The sequence below is a fragment of the Psychrobacillus soli genome, from assembly GCF_006861775.1.
GTDB classification, from domain to species: Bacteria; Bacillota; Bacilli; order Bacillales_A; family Planococcaceae; genus Psychrobacillus; species Psychrobacillus soli.
The window spans coordinates 91228-110506 of record NZ_VDGG01000007.1; the positions used below are offsets into that span (position 1 = coordinate 91228).

Annotated in this window: 21 protein-coding genes and 1 pseudogene; 4 read left to right on the forward strand and 18 right to left on the reverse strand. The window is 38.8% G+C overall.

Features of this window, described 5'->3' with window-relative positions; genetic code table 11:
- Positions 1-97 precede the first annotated feature (97 nt).
- Positions 98-712, forward strand: coding sequence for a sce7726 family protein (locus tag FG383_RS04825; RefSeq protein ID WP_142605724.1), 615 nt, complete (start codon positions 98-100; stop codon positions 710-712).
- Here FG383_RS04825 and FG383_RS04830 read toward each other — a convergent pair.
- The 15 genes and pseudogenes from FG383_RS04830 to FG383_RS04900 form a co-directional block, all read right to left on the reverse strand.
- The gene (locus FG383_RS04830; protein ID WP_142605725.1) at positions 709-1734 is read right to left on the reverse strand and encodes a beta family protein; all 1026 of its coding nucleotides are present in this window, start codon (positions 1732-1734) and stop codon (positions 709-711) included. The genes FG383_RS04825 and FG383_RS04830 overlap by 4 nt on opposite strands.
- An 813-nt stretch (positions 1735-2547) precedes the next feature.
- A pseudogene (locus FG383_RS04835) lies at positions 2548-2661 on the reverse strand (flagellin); the annotation flags it as partial.
- Between the two features lie 344 nt (positions 2662-3005).
- Complete coding sequence (locus FG383_RS21460) at positions 3006-4973, reverse strand: flagellin N-terminal helical domain-containing protein (RefSeq protein ID WP_142605726.1); 1968 nt, start codon at positions 4971-4973, stop codon at positions 3006-3008.
- Between the two features lie 175 nt (positions 4974-5148).
- The gene (gene csrA / locus FG383_RS04845; RefSeq protein ID WP_142605727.1) at positions 5149-5364 is read right to left on the reverse strand and encodes a carbon storage regulator CsrA; all 216 of its coding nucleotides are present in this window, start codon (positions 5362-5364) and stop codon (positions 5149-5151) included.
- Between the two features lie 4 nt (positions 5365-5368).
- A complete protein-coding gene (fliW, locus tag FG383_RS04850) occupies positions 5369-5806 on the reverse strand; it encodes a flagellar assembly protein FliW (RefSeq protein WP_142605728.1) in 438 nt (145 codons plus the stop codon).
- A 24-nt stretch (positions 5807-5830) separates the two neighbouring features.
- On the reverse strand, positions 5831-6385 hold the full coding sequence (locus FG383_RS04855; protein WP_142605729.1) for a DUF6470 family protein: 555 nt from the start codon (positions 6383-6385) through the stop codon (positions 5831-5833).
- Positions 6386-6440: 55 nt separating this feature from the next.
- The gene (gene flgL / locus FG383_RS04860) at positions 6441-7310 is read right to left on the reverse strand and encodes a flagellar hook-associated protein FlgL (RefSeq protein WP_142605730.1); all 870 of its coding nucleotides are present in this window, start codon (positions 7308-7310) and stop codon (positions 6441-6443) included.
- Positions 7311-7325: 15 nt separating this feature from the next.
- A complete protein-coding gene (flgK, locus tag FG383_RS04865; protein WP_142605731.1) occupies positions 7326-8921 on the reverse strand; it encodes a flagellar hook-associated protein FlgK in 1596 nt (531 codons plus the stop codon).
- A 12-nt stretch (positions 8922-8933) separates the two neighbouring features.
- Positions 8934-9428 (reverse strand): flagellar protein FlgN, encoded by a 495-nt coding sequence (locus FG383_RS04870; protein ID WP_142605732.1) that lies wholly within the window; start codon positions 9426-9428, stop codon positions 8934-8936.
- Between the two features lie 16 nt (positions 9429-9444).
- Positions 9445-9708 carry a flagellar biosynthesis anti-sigma factor FlgM gene (flgM, locus tag FG383_RS04875; RefSeq protein ID WP_142605733.1) on the reverse strand — a complete coding sequence of 88 codons (264 nt, stop codon included), beginning with the start codon at positions 9706-9708 and terminating at the stop codon, positions 9445-9447.
- 162 nt (positions 9709-9870) lie between these two features.
- Positions 9871-10281 carry a TIGR03826 family flagellar region protein gene (locus tag FG383_RS04880; RefSeq protein WP_142605734.1) on the reverse strand — a complete coding sequence of 137 codons (411 nt, stop codon included), beginning with the start codon at positions 10279-10281 and terminating at the stop codon, positions 9871-9873.
- Between the two features lie 45 nt (positions 10282-10326).
- Complete coding sequence (locus FG383_RS04885) at positions 10327-10950, reverse strand: ComF family protein (RefSeq protein ID WP_142605735.1); 624 nt, start codon at positions 10948-10950, stop codon at positions 10327-10329.
- Positions 10947-11999 (reverse strand): ATP-dependent helicase ComFA, encoded by a 1053-nt coding sequence (locus tag FG383_RS04890; protein WP_342782124.1) that lies wholly within the window; start codon positions 11997-11999, stop codon positions 10947-10949. Before FG383_RS04890 ends, FG383_RS04885 begins: the two co-directional genes overlap by 4 nt.
- A gap of 287 nt (positions 12000-12286) precedes the next feature.
- A complete protein-coding gene (locus tag FG383_RS04895; protein WP_142605737.1) occupies positions 12287-13132 on the reverse strand; it encodes a DegV family protein in 846 nt (281 codons plus the stop codon).
- Positions 13133-13237: 105 nt separating this feature from the next.
- Complete coding sequence (locus FG383_RS04900; protein WP_142605738.1) at positions 13238-13816, reverse strand: YybH family protein; 579 nt, start codon at positions 13814-13816, stop codon at positions 13238-13240.
- Positions 13817-13953: 137 nt separating this feature from the next.
- Here FG383_RS04900 and FG383_RS04905 point away from each other — a divergent pair, with 137 nt between their 5' ends.
- Complete coding sequence (locus FG383_RS04905) at positions 13954-14889, forward strand: nuclease-related domain-containing protein (protein WP_185907848.1); 936 nt, start codon at positions 13954-13956, stop codon at positions 14887-14889.
- A gap of 216 nt (positions 14890-15105) precedes the next feature.
- On the opposite strand, the gene FG383_RS04910 is transcribed toward FG383_RS04905, so the two are convergent.
- The gene (locus FG383_RS04910; protein ID WP_142605740.1) at positions 15106-15780 is read right to left on the reverse strand and encodes a response regulator; all 675 of its coding nucleotides are present in this window, start codon (positions 15778-15780) and stop codon (positions 15106-15108) included.
- A gap of 34 nt (positions 15781-15814) precedes the next feature.
- Entirely contained in the window at positions 15815-16960 is a 1146-nt protein-coding gene (locus FG383_RS04915) for a sensor histidine kinase (protein ID WP_142605741.1), read from the reverse strand.
- A gap of 136 nt (positions 16961-17096) precedes the next feature.
- Between FG383_RS04915 and FG383_RS04920 the strand changes: the two genes are divergently transcribed.
- The gene (locus FG383_RS04920; RefSeq protein WP_142605742.1) at positions 17097-17732 is read left to right on the forward strand and encodes a YigZ family protein; all 636 of its coding nucleotides are present in this window, start codon (positions 17097-17099) and stop codon (positions 17730-17732) included.
- 28 nt (positions 17733-17760) lie between these two features.
- The gene (locus FG383_RS04925; RefSeq protein ID WP_142605743.1) at positions 17761-18918 is read left to right on the forward strand and encodes a CAP domain-containing protein; all 1158 of its coding nucleotides are present in this window, start codon (positions 17761-17763) and stop codon (positions 18916-18918) included.
- 272 nt (positions 18919-19190) lie between these two features.
- Here FG383_RS04925 and FG383_RS04930 read toward each other — a convergent pair.
- Positions 19191-19279: IS3 family transposase (locus tag FG383_RS04930; protein WP_142605747.1), on the reverse strand; the 89-nt coding region annotated here is incomplete at its 5' end.

Here is a 19279-nt window from a genome sequence, read left to right on the forward strand (position 1 = left end):
CTAAAAAAAGAGAAAAAATCTCTTGGTTTTGTCTAAGTGGATCGTATGAAACAAATAGTTCAATTCCACAATATTAGTAAGAGAAGAGAAAAGTCACTTGAAATTCATCCAAAATTTATCTAAGATAAAAATAGGTGATAGTATGGGATTGCTAAATGATACACAGGTCAGAGAATTATTATTAGAGGAATTAAATCAAAAGTATTCGAATTGCGATAATACTCGAATTATCAATGAACTTGGTTTGGATTTTGGTGCAGCAAGAATTGATGTAGCTGTGGTTAATGGAATAATACATGGTTATGAGATAAAAAGTGATTTAGATACTTTATATCGATTGCCAAGACAATTAGAGTATTATAATCGAGCATTTGAACGAATGACTATAGTTGTTTCAAGAAAATATCTTGAAGAAGTTAAGGTTATGGTACCAAAATGGTGGGGGATTAAAACAATAAGTGCTGATCAAACTCGATTAATAAACGTAAGAAAAGGAAAAAAAGTATCGCAACAAGATCCAGAATTAATAATGAGATTACTTTGGAAAAAGGAACTAGAGAAATTTATTGACTACCTATCTTTAAATAAATCATTAAAAAAGATGAGAAAAAATCAACTTCTCGAATATTTAGGTCAAGAAGTTGATTTCAAGATTACACGACAATTTGTTTACACCACATTAAAAAAAAGAGAGAACTGGAGACTATCTTAAAGTTGTTTAATAGTAGTCTCAATGTGATGATTTACAGAAATAGCAATGGGTGCCTGATGGTCACTTATTGTTATTTCTTTGTCTGCACATTTTTTTATTTCTAAATCCCCAAAAGAAAAACCTTCGCCTGGGTAGAAATCTTGATCCACTATTTGTTGGCAAATTTCATAAAACGAATCTTCGCCACCGTCCCTAATTAATTTTGACTTTGCAATATAGTAATCTGTTTCTGTCGAATAAAATATTTTGAAGTAAGATAGATTGTAATTAAACCCTGTTAAGACTTCCCCTTTTAATCTAGTCGTATAATCACCAAAATGTAGTTCCTCGAAGTCCCTACTTAATTCGTAGTAAGTATTTAATTCATGTCGGGCATTTACAAGTGTCAAACCATGTGCATCCGCTTCGTTAGCATTTTCCGGACAAGCAGTAGACAAGAATACAATATTTACTGGATTTAGCTGCTTAAAAGTATTAATTGCATTTTTTATTCTAGTTGTTGTTGTTTTAATATTGAAAAAGTCTAAAATTATAGTAACCTCTACTGATTCATCTATTTTTAATAAGTCTTCTTTTAATTTACTGAAGACAAATCGGTCAAATGGTTCCTGAAAATCATGACAGCGTATTCTTATCGCAATTTCTTCTGTTTTGTATTTGATTATTGAATCAATTAACCATTCGGGTGAATCATGTTGAAAACATGGAATAATAGATAAATTATGTTCTCTCATCTTTTCCATACAATGCACTACTAGATCTTCTCCATTGGAAGATAGCACCTCATCTTTAGATCCCAATTCTTCAATTGCACAGTTAAAATCGTAAATAAAATTTATTGATTTTACTCTTTCCTTTAAGTAACTCCCTAAAGTGTTGAATGCATTTTCCCATTTACCAATGTTGAGAGGTTTAATTCTTTTAGATTCTACAATTGGGATAAGCTTATTTCGAGATGATTCTTTTAACTCCCTCAATGCTTTCATTTCATTATTACCAAATTTAAGTAAAGGGTAGTACATTTACATCTCCTCCAAATAGATTATTTTTCTTACAAATTATAAGTATTCGACATCATTTTACATTTTCCTTCTAAATATTAAAAATTATATATGACATCTTTATTTAATAAATTTACTTGCTAATAGAGAATTTCAAAAAAAGAATATAACTACTACATATATTCAAGTTTGTTATAAAAAGAATATACATTCGTATAAATGAGAGATGGAATTGGTGGGAAGTTCAGATATTTTTTTTTTTGTGGAAAGCTTCTTGGGGCGGTTGTATTACGAAACAAAAAGGAGGAAAGACAAGCTATTAGTTTATACATCGTGTTGAAGACTTCAAATAAGCTAATTACTACTTTCATCAGCCGAAGGATCATATTCACTTGTATCTCCCGCATATTGAAAGGTATTAGATCCAAGTCTTAGAAAAGGCTTTTCCGAAGGCTTTGTTGTACAATCGTAGACACATGGGTCTATTAAAGAGTTATACAAGCTGTGGTAACCACAAGGTCTAAAACAATTACCCTATCATTTCATAGTAAGCTATCTTGATGAGCTTACGCTAGCGAGGTAGTTTCAGGATAATAGGCATTTATAAAAATTAAATAATGTTATTGAAATGTAATATTTTCTACCGATAACTTTTCGAAAGAGGAGAATACTCAGCTTATCTAGTTACTCTATAAAAATTCAAATTACAATTTCTCATGGCCTCAACCTTACACAAATTCCACAGCAACTGGACTAACAATAAGTAACTTACCGAATATTGCTTTAACATATAAAAACGCGATCCGATTTCCGGACCGCGTTTTGTTAACCAGATTAACGTAATAATTGAAGTACGCCTTGTGGTTGTTGGTTAGCTTGCGCAAGCATTGCTTGTGCTGCTTGAGAAAGAATTGAATTCTTTGTTTGTTCCATCATTTCTTTCGCCATCGTGCGAACATTTACTTTCATAAATGACTAGACTATATCTTCACCCTCAACGTTATTTGTTAGGGGTCGGGCACTTCGGATTCACAATGCTGATGGACATTGTTTCACCTATGGATTTCATCACCATAGCTTTCGCCTTAGATGGTCTATCCTAGTCGTTGAACCTTCTCCACTCTTTCGAGACAGGAGCTTGGCTGCTGATTGCCCAATCTCTCTTCTTTTCAACCATTCACGCTTGCCGTTTCCAGCTACGTTGTAGGGAAGTGAGTTTTAGGGGTTTCCAGCAATTCACCCGATAATTATCTCTAGCCGTTACCAGCTAGGACGACTGTGCTTGTCACTGCTTAAGCAGCTAAAGCATAATCTACGTCACGGATACGAGATTCCGCAGCAGTTAGGTTTTCAGAAGAAGTACCCAAGTTGTTGATAGTGTGCTCTAAACGATTTTGGTAAGAACCTAGTTTAGAACGTTCAGCAGATACACTTGCAATTGATTCATCTAATACCGCAATCGCAGCAGTTGCTTTTTCAGCAGATGAAATATCAAGAGCTTTTTCAGCACCTGTACTATTAGTACCGTTTGTAACATCATTACTTGACATATAATGTGCAGTTAAAGTGTTTCCTTGGCCATCAATTACTTCTTTAGTATCTCCAGTTGTCGAGGAAATCTCAAGAGCATTTGCACGCATGTCTGATATATCGACACCCATAGATTGACCTGCATTAGCACCAATTTGGAATTGCAAAGCAGCATTTTTCTCATTCACTCCAGCCGTTACTGTTGATCCAGTTGATAATCCAATTGATTTAGCAAATCCATTGTCATCAACACTTACTGATCCATTAGTACCTTCATTACCACTTGTGATTGTGAACTTTCCATCTTCAAATGAAACCTTAGCATCTACAGTTGTATCTGCATTAATTTCAGATTGTAGAGTTGAAGCTAATACATTGGAATCATAAGTTCCAGCCGCAAGTGTCGCTGTTACTGTTTCTCCATCAACAGTCATTGAAATCACATCATTTTTATCTTGACCCTTAATTTTATCAGTCGTAGCAATTCCCAAATCTGAAAGAATGCTTCCTGATCCCGATACTACTTCAGCACTACTGACATTACCCGTAGCATTGCTTGTAAACACAAGCTCATCATCGGCATTTAAGCTAGCTGTTACATTTCCTGATCCAAATTGAGTAGCCAAATCTGCATTCAACTGAGTTAAAAATTCACCTTGGTCTACTGCACTTGATAAGTCATATGAACCATTAACCCCGCCACCGTTAGTACCTTGGTTACCTAATACGTTTGTCAAGGTAACTGTTTTTTCTACACCATTAACATTTAGGTTAAACGAATCATTTGCAGCTACAGCAGCTCCTGCAGTTAATGAAGCTGTATCAGCTGTTGATGAAAGGTGAGTTAATGCATTACCACCATCAATTGAGAATGTATCTGTAGTATTAGCAGCTTGAATAACTAATTTATCAGATGCATCGAACCCAACTGTAAAAGAGTTTGCACCAAATGCAGTATTCAATTTTGCTTCGATATCTGCAGCGAAATCTGATGCATTTGTACCAGCACCTGAATTATCATAGTCTAAAATTGCCAAATCAATAGATTTTTGTGTTCCATTAAATGTGACAGTTAACTCATTATCAGCAGCTGTTACATTCGCCCCAGCTACTGCTCCCGGAGTAGCACCAGCACCAGCATATGCTACGTCACCAGTAACAGTAGCACCTTTTCCTGCATGGAATTCAGTAACACCTTGATTTACCGCCGCAGTACCAGTAGCAGAACCATTAGTTGCAGAAGATACAATTGTAATTGAAGAGTCTACTGAAGTTCCCTTAACGTTTGCAGAAACAGCTTCCGTTAAATTAACTTTACCATTTAACAGTTTTTTCGTGTTAAATTCTGTTGTATTACCGATACGGTTAATTTCAGAAGTTAACTGGTTCATTTCTTTTTGAATCTCACCACGGTCACCCGTTGTATTAGTATCGTTTGCTGATTGAGTAGCTAATTCACGCATACGTTGAAGGATATCATGTGTTTCATTTAGTGCACCTTCAGCAGTTGCAATTAATGAAATACCATCTTGAGCATTTTTAGAAGCTTGGTCCAAACCACGGATCTGTCCACGCATCTTTTCAGAGATTGCTAGACCTGCTGCATCATCTCCAGCTTTGTTAATACGAAGACCTGAAGCTAACTTCTCCATTGACTTAGATTGTGCAGTTGAAGCACTTGATAACTGACGGTGTGTGTTAAGTGCTGCGATATTGTGATTAATTCTCATTATTTAGTTCCTCCTTGGAATATGTTGCTCACGTCCTTGTGAGCAGTGTTTTTGGTATGTCGACAAGAGAATCGGGCCGGCCGAACCCCGTTTATCTTGCTTACATAGATAGTATCGGAATAGATTGGAAATGTTTAATAGAATTTCTATTAATTTTTTTTAATTTATTTTGAATCTAGTCTTTTATCTTTTTGAAAATGTCTATATTTTTTATGACGGCTTCTGTGTTGGATTTGGAGATGTCTTGTCTTAGTTCACCACGGATGACGTCGATGTTTCTTGGGGCGCGAATTCCTATTTTTACTTGTTCTCCTTTTACTTCGGAGATGACGATTTCTACATCTTCACCAATCCATATTGTTTCGCCGGCTTTTCGAGATAATACTAGCATTTTCTCACCCCTTTTTACTTTCTGAAGAGATGAGATGGCGAATTGAGTATATTTCGTCGTTTAGAATGACTTGTTTTGCTTTTTGGTTTGTTGGATTGAATATGATTGGTGCTTTTAAGTTGATAGTCGATTGTGCAATTGTTTCTTTCAATGATACGATTGCGAGAACAGCGACTTCTTTTTCGTTTTGTATTTGAAGCGCATGCACTGTTGCTTCATCTAGTTCGAAGCTATAGTCTGTTGTGATTGTATACGGGTTCGTTACGATAAATGCTAACTCTACCGTTTGAACAGATTGCAATATATGAAAAGCTTCGTTATTTTCAATTGGAAGTAGGATAAAGTTTCTTTCTTTTTCGAAACCGGGAATTCCCTGTTCAAATGTTATGAAGCTAGAGGAATCGGTTTCAACTTCTCCCATATAAGCTGTTTTAAGTTTCATATTGTTTTACTCCTTCTATTACTGTTATATAAGCCAATCTATCTTTAGCGATGCGTGCTGTTGGATTTCTACCGCTACTTTACCAGGTGTATATGTATGGATTGGTTTATTCATTTTAGAGTTATTGATCACTTGCTGTGGCTCTACTTTTATGTCCACACTGCCTGGTTCGAAGTTGACTTTGACGCTACCGTGAGATGGGATAAATTTGATGCTTAAAGAGGAGTACGGTTGTCTACCCGTTTGTTTGGCTTGACTACTAATCGGATTTCCTCCGTTTTCAATGCGCATCAGTTCATTGCCTTCTTGTGCGCGCCGACCTGTGCCGTCTAGTGCTGTTTGTTTACTATAGTCTGCAACTTCAGCGACTCTTCTGCTGGAGCTTTTTAAATCTAAATCTGCTCTTGCTTGTTCTGTGTCGATAGTGAGTTGCGGTTTTGTCGTTTCTATCATTTGTACCGCTTTTGGCTGTTGAAGATCTAAATTAGCTTTTGGTTGCTCAATTTGCTGCACTGGTTTTTGGGTGTTCAGCCCGATTTGTACTTTTGTTGAATGGACTTGGAGTTTGGGGATGTTCACAATTGCTCTCTCCTTTAAAGAAAGCGCTTGGAACATATTGTCCAAACGCTTTTTATTATCTTAAAAAGTCTACTAATGAAGGTTGAATAATTCTTGCTCCAACAGATAATGCTGCACGATGAACCGATTCTTGTGTAATCATTTCTGTAATTGCTTTTTCATAGTCGATGTCTTCGTTTTCAGACATTTGTTTCGTTGCGATTACCGATTGGGTTTGAAGACGATCGTCCATTAGTTCTACTCGGTTTTGACGAGCACCTATGTCGGCACGAGTAGTAAGTATACTATTCATTTGCTCATCGATTTTTCCGATTGCCTCGTTGTAATCGACAGTCCCATCTTTTATACTTTGAAACATTTGATCGATATTTTTGAATACATCGATTGCATTTGTGTTTACTTTTAATGAGATTCCATCAAACACTTCAATTTCTATATCTTTTTCAAATGCAGTTAAATTAGTTGTCGGATATCCTCCCGATTGTTCATCAAACAATGGAGTTGTTGTTTTTGTACCGCTGAAAATATATTTGTCGCCTACTTTTGTATTGGCGATATTTTGTATATGTTTTCTTAGTTGGTCTAACTCTGCCTCGATTTTCTTTTGGTCGTCCGGAGTTGTTGTTCCATTTGCAGCTTGGAGAGCTAGTTCATTTGCACGATGCAATGCGGAACCTACTTTATCAAAAGCGTCGTCTGAACTATCTAGCCAGTTGTTTGCTTCTCCAATATTCCGTTGAAATTGCTCTACTTTGTCTACTGCTGTTCGGTAGCCAATTCCTTTCATTGCTACGACGGGATCGTCGGAAGGGCGGTTTACTTTTTTACCTGTTGTAATTTGGTCTTGCAGTTTTCCCATGTTGTTATAGCTCGTTGATAAGTTACGAAGCATATTGTTCGATAACATTGATTGGGTTACGCGCATATTTAGTACCCCCTATTATAGTCCTACACGGCCCATGCCGTTGATGATTTTATCGAGTGTTTCATCGATTACGGTGATCATACGAGCATTTGCGTTGTATGCTTGTTGGAATGTAATCATGTTAGTCATTTCTTCGTCTAGTGAAACGGAACTTACGGATGCTCTGCGTTCAGTGACAGCTTGTTGAAGTGTTGCCGAATTGAATGCTAAACGTGTAGCTTGTTGACCATCTACCCCTAGTTGACCGATAAGCCCTTGGAAATAAGTTTGGGCACTTACATTACCTAAATCAGATAAGTTAGCAAATTTCATATTTGCAAGTTTCAAAGCAAATTTTCCGTTTCCTGGTTCAGGATTAGTTGGGTCTGGTGTTGAATCTGAAGCAACTAATTTACCAGGATCACCTATAATGTCACTTGAAACGTATATATTACTTGCACTTATAGGGTTCCCATTATTGCTGACAAAAAATGCTGCTCCAGCGTTTCCATACATGTCAGATCCTTGCGGATAATTTGGATCTGTTGCATCACCCATATGAATTTTATTAAATTCCTTTGCAAATGCTGCCGCCATTTTGTCTAGTTTTGCGATCATATCAGCGTAAAGGCCTTTTACAGGATTAGTAGTATCGCCCGTTTCATATCCATAAGAATTAATTAAAGATTTTATCTTTCCCGAATCATTTAAGTTGGAAAGTGAAATGTTTATCGGGTCAGAATCTGCTCCAGTTGCATTAACTTTTACAATACTTATTCCGTTTACCGGACCTGTAGGAGTGACACCATCTGTTACTGCCGAAGAAGTACTTCTAAATTGTTTAAAATCTTTTCCGTTAATGATTTCGATAGATGTGCCATCTTTCAACTTCAAAGAAACTGTTGCACTACCTTCTGCAATTGCTAAGGCATTTCCACCGGATTTTTCATATTTTACTTCAATTGGAAAATATGCAGAAAGTTCATCTATTAAGATGTCACGAGCATCGTACAAGTCATTTGGCATATAGCCATTTGGTTCGATTGCTTGGATCTGTTCGTTAATGCTTGCGATTTGTTCTAGTACAGAGTTTGCGTCTCTTAACGAAATGCCAATTTCATTTCCTGCATTTGCTTGAACTTGAGCAATTGATTTGGATAAATAGTTAAAAGAATCTGCTACTGCAATCCCACGTTGCACTACTACGGAGCGTGCTCCACCGTTTTCAGGGTTTACACTTAAGTCTTGAAGTGATTTCCAAAATTCATCCATCGATTTTGCTAAGCCGTATTCGGACGGTTCGTTTAGTACGTCTTCAAGTTGCGTTATTGCTTGGGATCTTGCCTCCCAGTAGCCTAATTTATTGGATTCTTGGCGATATTGATTGTCAACGAAAGAATCGCGAATACGTTGTACCGATTGTGCTTGTACGCCTGTTCCTAAGTGACCAGGAATTTTTGGTGCATTTAATCCTGTTCCTGGATAACCTAATGTCGCTTCCATATTAACACGTTGGCGCGAGTAGCCTAGTGTGTTGGCGTTGGAAATATTATGCCCAGTTGTGTATAGGGCGGACTGTTGTGTCGTCAATCCGCGTTTACTTGCTTCTAGTCCCATAAATGTGGAGCCCATGGGTTCGCCTCCTTATGCTTGTGAATCGAAGTAGTTATTGGTTGTTGATGGTGCTTGTACTTCGGATTTTGAGTAGTTAATTTGGTCTGGCTTTGGTCGTAATGTATCGAGTGTTAGATTGACGAATTGAAGAGATTGTAGTGTCAACTTTTGGTTTAAGTCGTTTTGGTATTTGAGCGTTTCTATTGTTAGGAGTAGTTTGTTTCGGGCTGCTCCTAATTGCTCTTTTTCTTCGTTTGTGTTGGTATTTTCCAAGACAAGTGCAACAGTTGGGTTGTCAGTAGGAGCAATTCCTTTTGCTCGAAGGTAATCCGTTACCTCTGTTTGACGCTGTTGTTCCAGCTGAGAAATGCCTGCTACGTGTGCCTGCTCGTCCTTGAGCAGTTGGTTTAGACTGTCCATGTCGCCCGTTTTGATGACTTCTGTTTTTTTATATGCAATTTCTAGTAAACTTTTGTGAAGCATGTCGAGTTTCGTGAGAGATTGCAAAATCTTTTCGATGGACATGGTTTTAAGCTCCTTTTTACAAACGGTAATAATCTAGGATGTTCGATGCTAGTTTTTTGGCATCTACTTTGTATGTTCCTGCATCGATAGCTGCTTTGATGTTAGCAACTCGTTCTGCTTGTTCCACCTCTACAGGTGATTTCGTTTGTAGACTTTTGGCTGCGGATGAGATTTCTAGTTGATCGGTTGTTGGTTTCGTTGTTTGTTGCGCTTTTTCTGCTTGTTGTTGGTTGCGTTTATATGGATTTACTTGGTTTACCCCGATATTTGTAATTTTCATCGTGATGTATCCCCCTTTCTTCGAAAAAAGTGTCTATTGGTTATTTCGGTTTTAAACGGGAAGTGTTTAGAGTCTTTTGTACGAAATGTCTTTAGGGTGTTTAACTGAGTCTTATATACTATTTAATACAAAAACTCTCACGGTTGGTGAGAGTCTTGTTAGTTATATTCTTTGATTCTTATGGTACGTTACTTCTGGTTTGCTCACTTTTTCTCGGAATTCTTGTGCGGCTTCGAATTGACGAAGTCCAGATTTTAGTTCTTCGGTGCAGCTAATGCATAGTTTACCTTGTGTCGTTAGTTTACCACAATTATCACATGGATAGCCAAGGTTAGGGAACATAGCTGGCTGCAGGCGCCCTTTGCGAACCCATTTGTGTAGCAGTGCTTCTTCTACGCCTGTAGCTTCAACGATTCGTTCTACAGTTGCTGCACGATTTTCACGTTTACGCAGGAAGCGGTAGACCGTTTCGTATAGTTTTTCTTCATTCACGGCGCAGTTATTGCACACATCTCTTATGCCTGTATAGTTAAAAAAGTCGCCGCAAGATGGGCAATTTTTTAATTCTCCCATGAGGATCCCTCCAAGTTCAGTTGTCTCCCCTTTTATATCGGCAGTTTATCCTTTTATTAAAGTAATTGCTTCGACTCTTGTTGCTCCTGCGTCTTTCAATAGTTTTGCTGCGTGGTGGATAGTTGCCCCGGTTGTGTAAATGTCATCGAATAAAATATAGTCTCGTGCTTCTATTTTAGTCGTAACTTCAAAGAGAGGGCTCGCTTCTAGTCGTTCCTTTCGTGTCTTTTTTCCTTGTTCGGTCGTAGCTGTTTTAGCGAGTAGATGTTGAAAGGGAATACCTGCACTGTTTAGCAGCTCATCGACTTGCGCAAATGTTCTTTGGACTAGTTTTTCTGGGTGCATCGGAATTGGGACGACGATGCCTTCTTTTCCTTCGAATGCTTCGTGCAAGGTTGCTGAAAATACTTGTGCAAGTGCTACGTCTTGTAAAAACTTGTATTGGTGTAAGTAGCTTTTCATCGCTTCGTTGTAAGCATAAAGAGATGTAACGGTGTCGACTACACCTTCGTAGCGAGTACCTTTAAAATCATCGAATTGGATCGTTGCATTTGATTTCGTAAATTTACAAAAACATCTGTTGCATGTGGAAGACTCTTTTTCATACAGAAATAGTCTTCTCCATGTCGGGGCTGGTTGAAAATTAGTACCGCATAGTAGGCAATTCATGAACGATTCCACCCTTCTATTGCGGCTTGTGCTTTGTCCATTTCACGGGAGATGCCGTGATGGAAAAAGACGATGTCACCAGTTGGATATTGAAAAGACCGACCGACTCGTCCGCTTATTTGGATTAGTGCACTTGATGTGAAGATTTTCTGTTCCGCTCCAACGACTGCTACGTGAACGTTTTCGATGGTGATACCACGCTCTAGAATGGTGGTCGTCAGTAGTCCTGGTATTTTCTTTTCGCGGAGCTGCATGACGAGTTCTTTTCTGTCTGGGTGTTCTGCATGCACTCTCGCTAGGTCTCCAGGGAAGTTTTCGAGCATTTCGATAGTTGGTAAGAATACGAGAAATGGGATGTTGTTTTTTGTTTTTTCTTCAATCCATTGTTGGAGCTTGGATGGTACTTTCCCTTTGTTTAGCTGTCGTGCATATCCCCATAGGCTGTCGAATCTTGGGACGGGTAGGTCGTGTCCGTGATATCTTCTGGAAAGTACGGACTGGTTTGTTGTTTGGAGTGATTTCGTAGGTGTTGCGGTTACGTAGTGAATGGCGGCGTCTTGTTTTGCTGCTTTTTTCACTGCGCGTTGTAGCGTTTCATCTGCGTAATATGGAAAGGCGTCAGCTTCGTCGACAAATACGACGTCGAATGCTTGTTCAAATCGGTATAGTTGATGTGTTGTTGCGAGTATTAGTTCGGCAAAACCTTGTTGATCTGGTGCTCCACCGTATAATGCGTGAATCGTTGTTTGTGGAAATACTTTTTGGAACCGTGGAAATAGTTCTAGGATGACGTCGGTTCTTGGGGCTGCTACGCATACTCTTTTTCCTTGCTTTAGGCATTGGAAGATAGATGGGAAGAGTAGCTCGGTTTTTCCTGCTCCGCAAACTGCGTGAAGCAGGTGAGATTGGTTTTGGTTGACGCTTGATAATAGTTCTTCGCTTGCTTTTTGTTGAAGAGGGGTTAGTTGACCGCTCCATGCAAATTCATGAGCGTTCGCGCCGCGAGCATGCACTCCCTTCCAAAGCAGTAACTCCGAACAACTACTCACCCGCCCCATCCTTATGCAGTGGCGACAATACGTGCAGTTTTTATTACAACGTGCACAGTGAAATGTGTGAAATAAGTGCTGGTTTGTGTTGTGGCATCGGTTGCAGACGTACTTCTTTAATTGACCAAAAAAGGGTTGGTTTTCGTCTTTTTCGATGCCGGGTTTGAGGTGGATGTGGCCGCTTTCGATGTGGGCGTCGATGGCTTCGCGCGGGAATGGGGTGTGTTCGCGAAGCCAAATGCGGCCAGTGAGAAATTGTTGCAGTTGTTCGTTCATGGGCATTCTCCTTAGTTGGTTTTTACCCATCCAAGACCCAGCGAGCCTTCGCCGAGGTGCGTGCCGATTACGGGACCGAAATAGCTGATTGTGAACTCAACGTTTGGTAGATTTGCTTCTAACTCGGTTTTCCATGCGATTGCTTCTTGTTCATTGTTTGCGTGGATGATGGTTGCTTGCAGTTTTGCGTGTTTCGTTGCATCTTCTTGGAGTAAGTCTGCAATGCGTTTCATCGCTTTTTTGCGCGTGCGGACTTTTTCGAATGGGACGATGATTTTGTTTTCGAAGTGAAGGATTGGTTTCACTTGAAGCATCGTGCCAATGACACGCTCGAGGCCGTTAAGACGCCCCCCGCGGTGTAGATGATCAAGGTTGTCCACCATGAAGTAGGCGCGTGTTGTTTGTTTCATCGTGTTCAGTTCTTCGATGATTGCGTCTGGATGTGCTCCTTCTTTGGCCATTTGTGCAGCTTTGAGCACGTAGAAGCCTTGTACCATGCAGGAAAGTTCCGAGTCGAATGTATATACATGTATGTTGTCCACGATTTCACCAGCTTGCTTGGCACCTGCGAGTGTTCCGCTAATACCGCTCGATAGGTGGATGGAAATGACTGCGTCGTAGTTTTTGGATAGTTCTTCGTACGTTTCGACAAAGTCTCCGAGGGCAGGTTGAGACGTTTTCGGTAATGTACGCTCGTTTCGAACTTTGTCGTAAAATTCGGTTGCGTTAATGTCGAGTTCTTCTTTGTAAGTGTCATTTCCGATGACAACGTTAAGTGGCACCATGCGAATGTCAAGTTTTTCGCGAATTTCTTTTGGGATATAGGCGGTGCTGTCTGTTACGATTGCTGTCTTCATGTTTCAAATCACACTCCTACTGTTAATTTTACTGAATTGGGGTAGAAAATGGAAGCACAAAAATACCCCGAGCATGATATTTGTCATATATGCCCGGGGTATCGTTTATTCAGCTGCTGAGTCTCCGATAAAGTAGACGCTTGTGACAAGCCATTTGCCGTCTTCTTTTACGAATACGGTTACTTGGCGACCTTCACGCTCTAGTTTTGCACCGGAATCTGGTTGTTCTAGTGCGATATGGATGTTCGCGAAAACTTGTGCTTGTGTTTTGTCGTATTTGATGATCGTTGTGTTGTCGGCTGTTCGGATTGTGTCGTAGTCGTTGAATGTTTGCTCGACGACTACTTTTTCATCGTCATAGTTGAAGCCTTCTGGGTTTTTGGCGATGGTGTTCATGTAGCGATCGATGTCTTCCTCGTTGAATGCTTCCATGTATTCGTCGAAGGCTTTCAGTATTGCTTCTTTTTCTTTCGCTGGTACGTTTGTTGCTTCTTCGATGTCGCCACCAGCCATTTCAAAGCCGACTTCCGATTTGTCATTTGCGCCGTGATCGGTCGTTTTTTGCGTGTTTGTTGGGGCGATGTCGTTTACGGACCCAGTGTTTTCGTTTGTATCTTCATTACTATTACAAGCTGCTAGAAGTAGTGCGATAGTTGCGATAGCTAGTGTTTGTATGATTTTCATGTGTGAATTTCCCTCCTGCTAGTGGATATTTTGTCATACTTATGACGAAAACTCAATTATTTGGTTTCGTGTTAGATTAGGTGGAATATTCGGTGTTTTTGTTGTATGATTTTTGGGAATGGAGGTGAATTGGACGATTGGTAAAAAAACAATATGCTTTATTGAAAAGATTGCGAGCGTCACATATAAAAGAGGAGGATATCCGTAAAGATATACACCAAATAGAGTCTGGGGTTCGCGGAGAAAATCGACTATTGCAGAAATTAAAGGAATTGCGCTTGCCAGGTTCGTATCGAATTTTCTCAGATGTAGGGTTACAATCTGGTGAGTGGAAAGTGCAGATTGATTGTTTAATAGTTACTGACCGGTGTTGCATCGTGTTAGAGTCTAAAAATATTAGCGACGATTTGTATTTTAATGAGGATGCTGATGAATTTTATAAAGTAGATAGAAATGGTAACGAAATAGCATATCGAAATCCTTATTTTCAACTTTTGAAACATATCCGTTTTATGAAAGAGTTCTTCCGATTATTAAATCTCCCCCAAATGAACGTTACAGGTGCCGTGGTATTGACCGCCAAATCCTGTAGAATCCGTCAGAAACCTGCCCATTATCCAATTTTCAAATTAGAAAGTATTATTGAGAAAATCATTCACATGTATGAACTTCCATCTTCTTTTCAATTGAGTAGTGAACAGCTAGACTTCGTTGAAAAAATGATATGGAAAAAGCAATCTGCTTTTATCCATCGCCCCCTTTGTGAAAGCTATCATATTTCTCCAAATGAGTTGATTCGAGGAGTGGAATGCCCAAACTGTAGCACTTTAGGCATGAAGCGAACAGGTAAAACTTGGACATGTATTAAATGCGATCAAAGGTCCCGCGATGCTCATAAAAATGCAGTGCAAGAGTACTTTTGGTTGGTGAGTAAAGAAATAAGAAATAAAGATTTTCGTGTTTTCTGTCAGGTAGATTCCGTTTATGCAGCTTCTCGGATGCTCAATAGTATGGATTTACAAGTTCATAGAGCTGGACCTAAGACATTTTATACACAGAAAAAGGATCGATGATCATCGGTCCTTTTTTTGTTGGTTGAGTAGTGAATGGCGAGATAGAGTTGTATTTTTGGTGAATCGCAAGGTAGGATCTCCGAATCGCAAGATACTATACCAGAATCGCAAAATAGAGGCGGCAAATCGCAAGATACACTCTCTAAATCGCAAGATCCACCACTTCCACTACACAAAAAATCCTCTTGCCCGCGGGCAAGAGGATTCATTACATATTTAGCGTACTTCCACCCAACCATTTTTGATGCCGGTTACTACGGCTTGGGTGCGGTCGTTGACGTTCATTTTTTGTAAAATGCTGGAAACGTGGTTTTTTACTGTTTTTTCGGAGATGAATAGCGTTTCTCCGATGGTGCGGTTACTTTGGCCATCTGTTAGTAATTGGAGCACTTCGCATTCGCGCTTAGTTAGTAAGTGGAATGGGCGGCGAATTTCTGTTTGATGGAAGTTCCCTTTATTTTCACGTTCGCTTAGGCGACGGAATTCTGCTACTAGGTTGCGTGTTACTTTTGGATGTAGGTAAGAGCCGCCTTTTGCTACTACTTTAATCGCAGAGACGATTGCGTTTGCATCCATTTCTTTTAGCATGTATCCTAGTGCGCCTGTTTTTAGGGCATGGGATACGTATGATTCGTCATCGTGAATAGATAGGATGATTACTTTTGCGTCAGGATATTTTTCTAATAAGTCAGCTGTTGCTTCTACTCCATTTTTTGTTGGCATATTTATATCCATAAGTACTACATCTGGTGAGTATTGTTCATATAAACGTAGTACGTCATTGCCATCGTCACCTTCTGCCGCTACTTCGAATGTGTCCTCGAAATCTAGGATGCGTTTTACTCCTTCACGGAATAGTTGGTGATCATCTATAATAATAATTTTCGTCATGTACATTTCCTCCTAATAAAAACTGCAATAGTTATTATTTCTCTTTTAACGGAATGCTAAACAAAATGGTGGTGCCTTTGCCTGGGGAAGAAATGATTTTCATCGTTCCTTCGAGCAAGTCCACTCGTTCTTGCATACCGATTAAACCAAATGATTTGTCTTTTGCAACTTGTGGATCGAAACCGACCCCATTATCTTTGACGATAATATTCATCTTTTGTTGCAACCATTCTACTTTTACCCATGCTTCCGAGAACTTTCCATGTTTAATACTGTTCGTTAAACATTCTTGAACTAACCGGAAAATGGCTACTTCGAAATTGGTTTGCATCCGATTGTCTTCTCCGAATGCTTGGAAATTAATTTTTTTCGTTGGATTGTATTCCTCAATCGTAGATATGTATTTTCTAAGTGTTGGAATTAGTCCTAAATCATCGAGTGCCATTGGGCGAAGATCGTAAATGATTCGACGAACTTCTGAAAGCGCATTACGAACCATTGTCTTTAGTTCGATAATTTCTTTCATCGCTTCGTCTCCACCACGCTGCTCGTATGTAAGATTGATCAAATCTGTTCTAAGTAATACATTTGCAAGCATTTGTGCGGGTCCATCATGTATTTCACGAGAAAGTCTTTTACGCTCTTCCTCTTGGGCTTCGATAATTTTTAGTGTGAAATCTTGTTTAATCTTGGCGTTTTCAAGTGCCGCTCCTACATTTTTTAAGTCAGACGTTAAATAATTCATCACTATATTTACTTGGTTAACTAGTTGATCAGCACGGTCGATCATTTCTAATAGCCCTTGTAATCTGCGTTCTAATTCATCTCTTCGTTGTCGTAACTGTTTTTCTTCGTTTCGTTTAATGAGAAGATTTATTTGAATTTCGTTTGCAGTTTCATAAGCACTACGGACTTGAGGTTCATCGTAGGAGTCAAAGTTTTTTGAGACTTCGGCTAATCGGTTTCGCGCTAGCCTTGAGTTAGCTTCCAGCGTATCGCCCTCTAAAATAACTATTTCAATATTACTTCGAATAATTTCAAGCTCAACTTTCATTTCTTCGAAGCTTTGTCGACTTTGTTCGCTTATAATGAATATATCCCTTTTCGAGTGATCCATCACTTCGACCATTCGATCGAAAATAACATCTAACGATTGAGTATTTAGATTCTTTTTCGTCATCTGTTTTTTTCTCCTTTAAGCATGCATATGAGTCTCCATTCATAAATGCTGACAAACCCTATTATAGCACTTAATAACTAAAAATAAATTAAAATTACTTTACAAGTATATTTCAAATGATACAGGAGGTTGTTTTATGAGAAATGACTACAGGACAGTAAAAGGCTACGGTGAAAGCGAGATTATCATTCAAAAGTCACGCTTTCTAACATTTGTCGACCGTGCCGAAACCGAGCAAGAGGCACAGGATTTTATTCATAATATCAAACAACTACATAGAGATGCTACTCATAACTGTTCCGCTTACATAATTGGGGAGCATGATAACATCCAAAAAGCAAACGATGACGGGGAGCCAAGTGGTACTGCGGGGGTGCCGATGCTAGAAGTGCTGAAAAAACAAGGGATAAAAGATACAGTAGTTGTTGTCACACGTTATTTTGGAGGGATTAAACTTGGTGGTGGAGGTCTTATTCGCGCGTATGGAAAAGCAACGACAGAAGGAATTGATGCAGCGAATGTAGTAGAACGAAAGTTACATCACTTGATGAAAGTTCAGGTCGATTACACATGGCTAGGCAAAGTGGAAAATGAAGTACGAAATTCAGACTATCCGTTGAAAGAAATTAATTATGCGGATTCCGTCGAAGTGTTCGTCTATACGAAAGCGGATGAAGAGTCCATATTTACAGATTGGATGACGGAAATGACGAATGGGCAAGCAAAAATGGAAGTTGTCGAAAAAGAATTTTTGGAATTTGATGTGAATTGAATTATACTTTTACATAAGAGGTGATGAAATGAAAAAGTTATCCATATTAATTCTATTGCTTATTAGTTTAAGTGTAGCTCCCATGATTTCTTCTGCTTCTTGTCCAACTCCCGTGTACTGGGACGGAGTGGAACTAAAATCAGGACAAATCGGGCGAGTGCTCATTCAAAAACCAACGACTATTTACAAAAATGTGCATGGTACTTTCGAATTTTCACGAACAGTTAAACCGGGTGAAAATTATCGCGTCTATGCAGATAAATCGACTTATTACCATCTTGGTGGCGGCTTAGTTATAAAGGATGACGAATCGATTTTGTATCAAACACCTTCTAAGCAGAAATTAGTTTGTTCAAAGAATGCCACTACATCATTTACGATTGGTGATACTGCAGCATCTGTTACACCTAAGCTTGGAATCGTGCAAAAAAAGGTGATCAATGAATTTGGTACTTCCACTTCTATTTATCACCAAAACTATCAAAATTTTTATGCGATCAGCTTTTTAAACAATAAAATTGCCTCACTTTATACGAAAGATAAGCATTACAAGGTGAATGGTGTTTCGATTTCGAACACAGTTAGTCAACTAGAAAATAGACTAGGAACAAATTATCAAACGACTGGGAATACATATCCGATCGAAATCATCACGTACCAATTACCAAAATATGAAGCGAACTTTTTTATCGATGTACATAATGACAATAAAATTTCTGCCATTCTCTTAATAGATTATCAATTAATGAATAAAAACCCGAATTTATATCCGAAAAAGTCAACTTCTTTAGAAGCAAGTTATGAAACTATGTTATTTGAGTTAATCAATGCGGAAAGAAAGGTTCAAGGTGTTCCTGTTTTGCAAAATGCTTCCAAGGTGGCTGCAGTTGCACGAAAACATAGTGCTGATATGGGGACGAATGAGTATTTTAGTCATGATAATTTGAAGGGGCAGTCGCCGTTTGATCGACTTGCAACGGATGGTGTAACGTTTAGAAATGCTGGGGAGAATATAGCGACGGGGTATACGAATGCTTATTTTGCCCATGAGGCTTTGATGAATTCGCTTGGTCACCGTAAGAATATTGTGAGCACTGCGTATACACATGTTGGTGTTGGTGTTTTCTTTGCTAAGTGGACGTATGGATCGATTCCGTATTATACAGAGAATTTTATTAAGCCTTAGCTAATTATTAAACACGTCTTCGGTGTACTTTGGACTTGAATGTATTCTAATACCATTGCCGCCCCCTTCTATATATTTCGGTAATCCTATTACTAACATTCGTCCGTCGTACTCCTACAACGAAATTAAAAAAAATTTAATTACTTTAGGCTAATTAGAGAATAACTACTTTCTTATATATTTTAAGCCCACGTACATTGTCTTTTTTGAATCTATAAAAAAGGTGACCACATCTAAAGTGTACCCTTTGTAAAGGACATTTTTAAAAAAGGTTAGCCTGCTTTAAGAAGATGATCTCTGTATTGTACAGGGGTCATCCTTTTTAAATTCCATTGGTATCTGTAATGATTATAATAGGTCA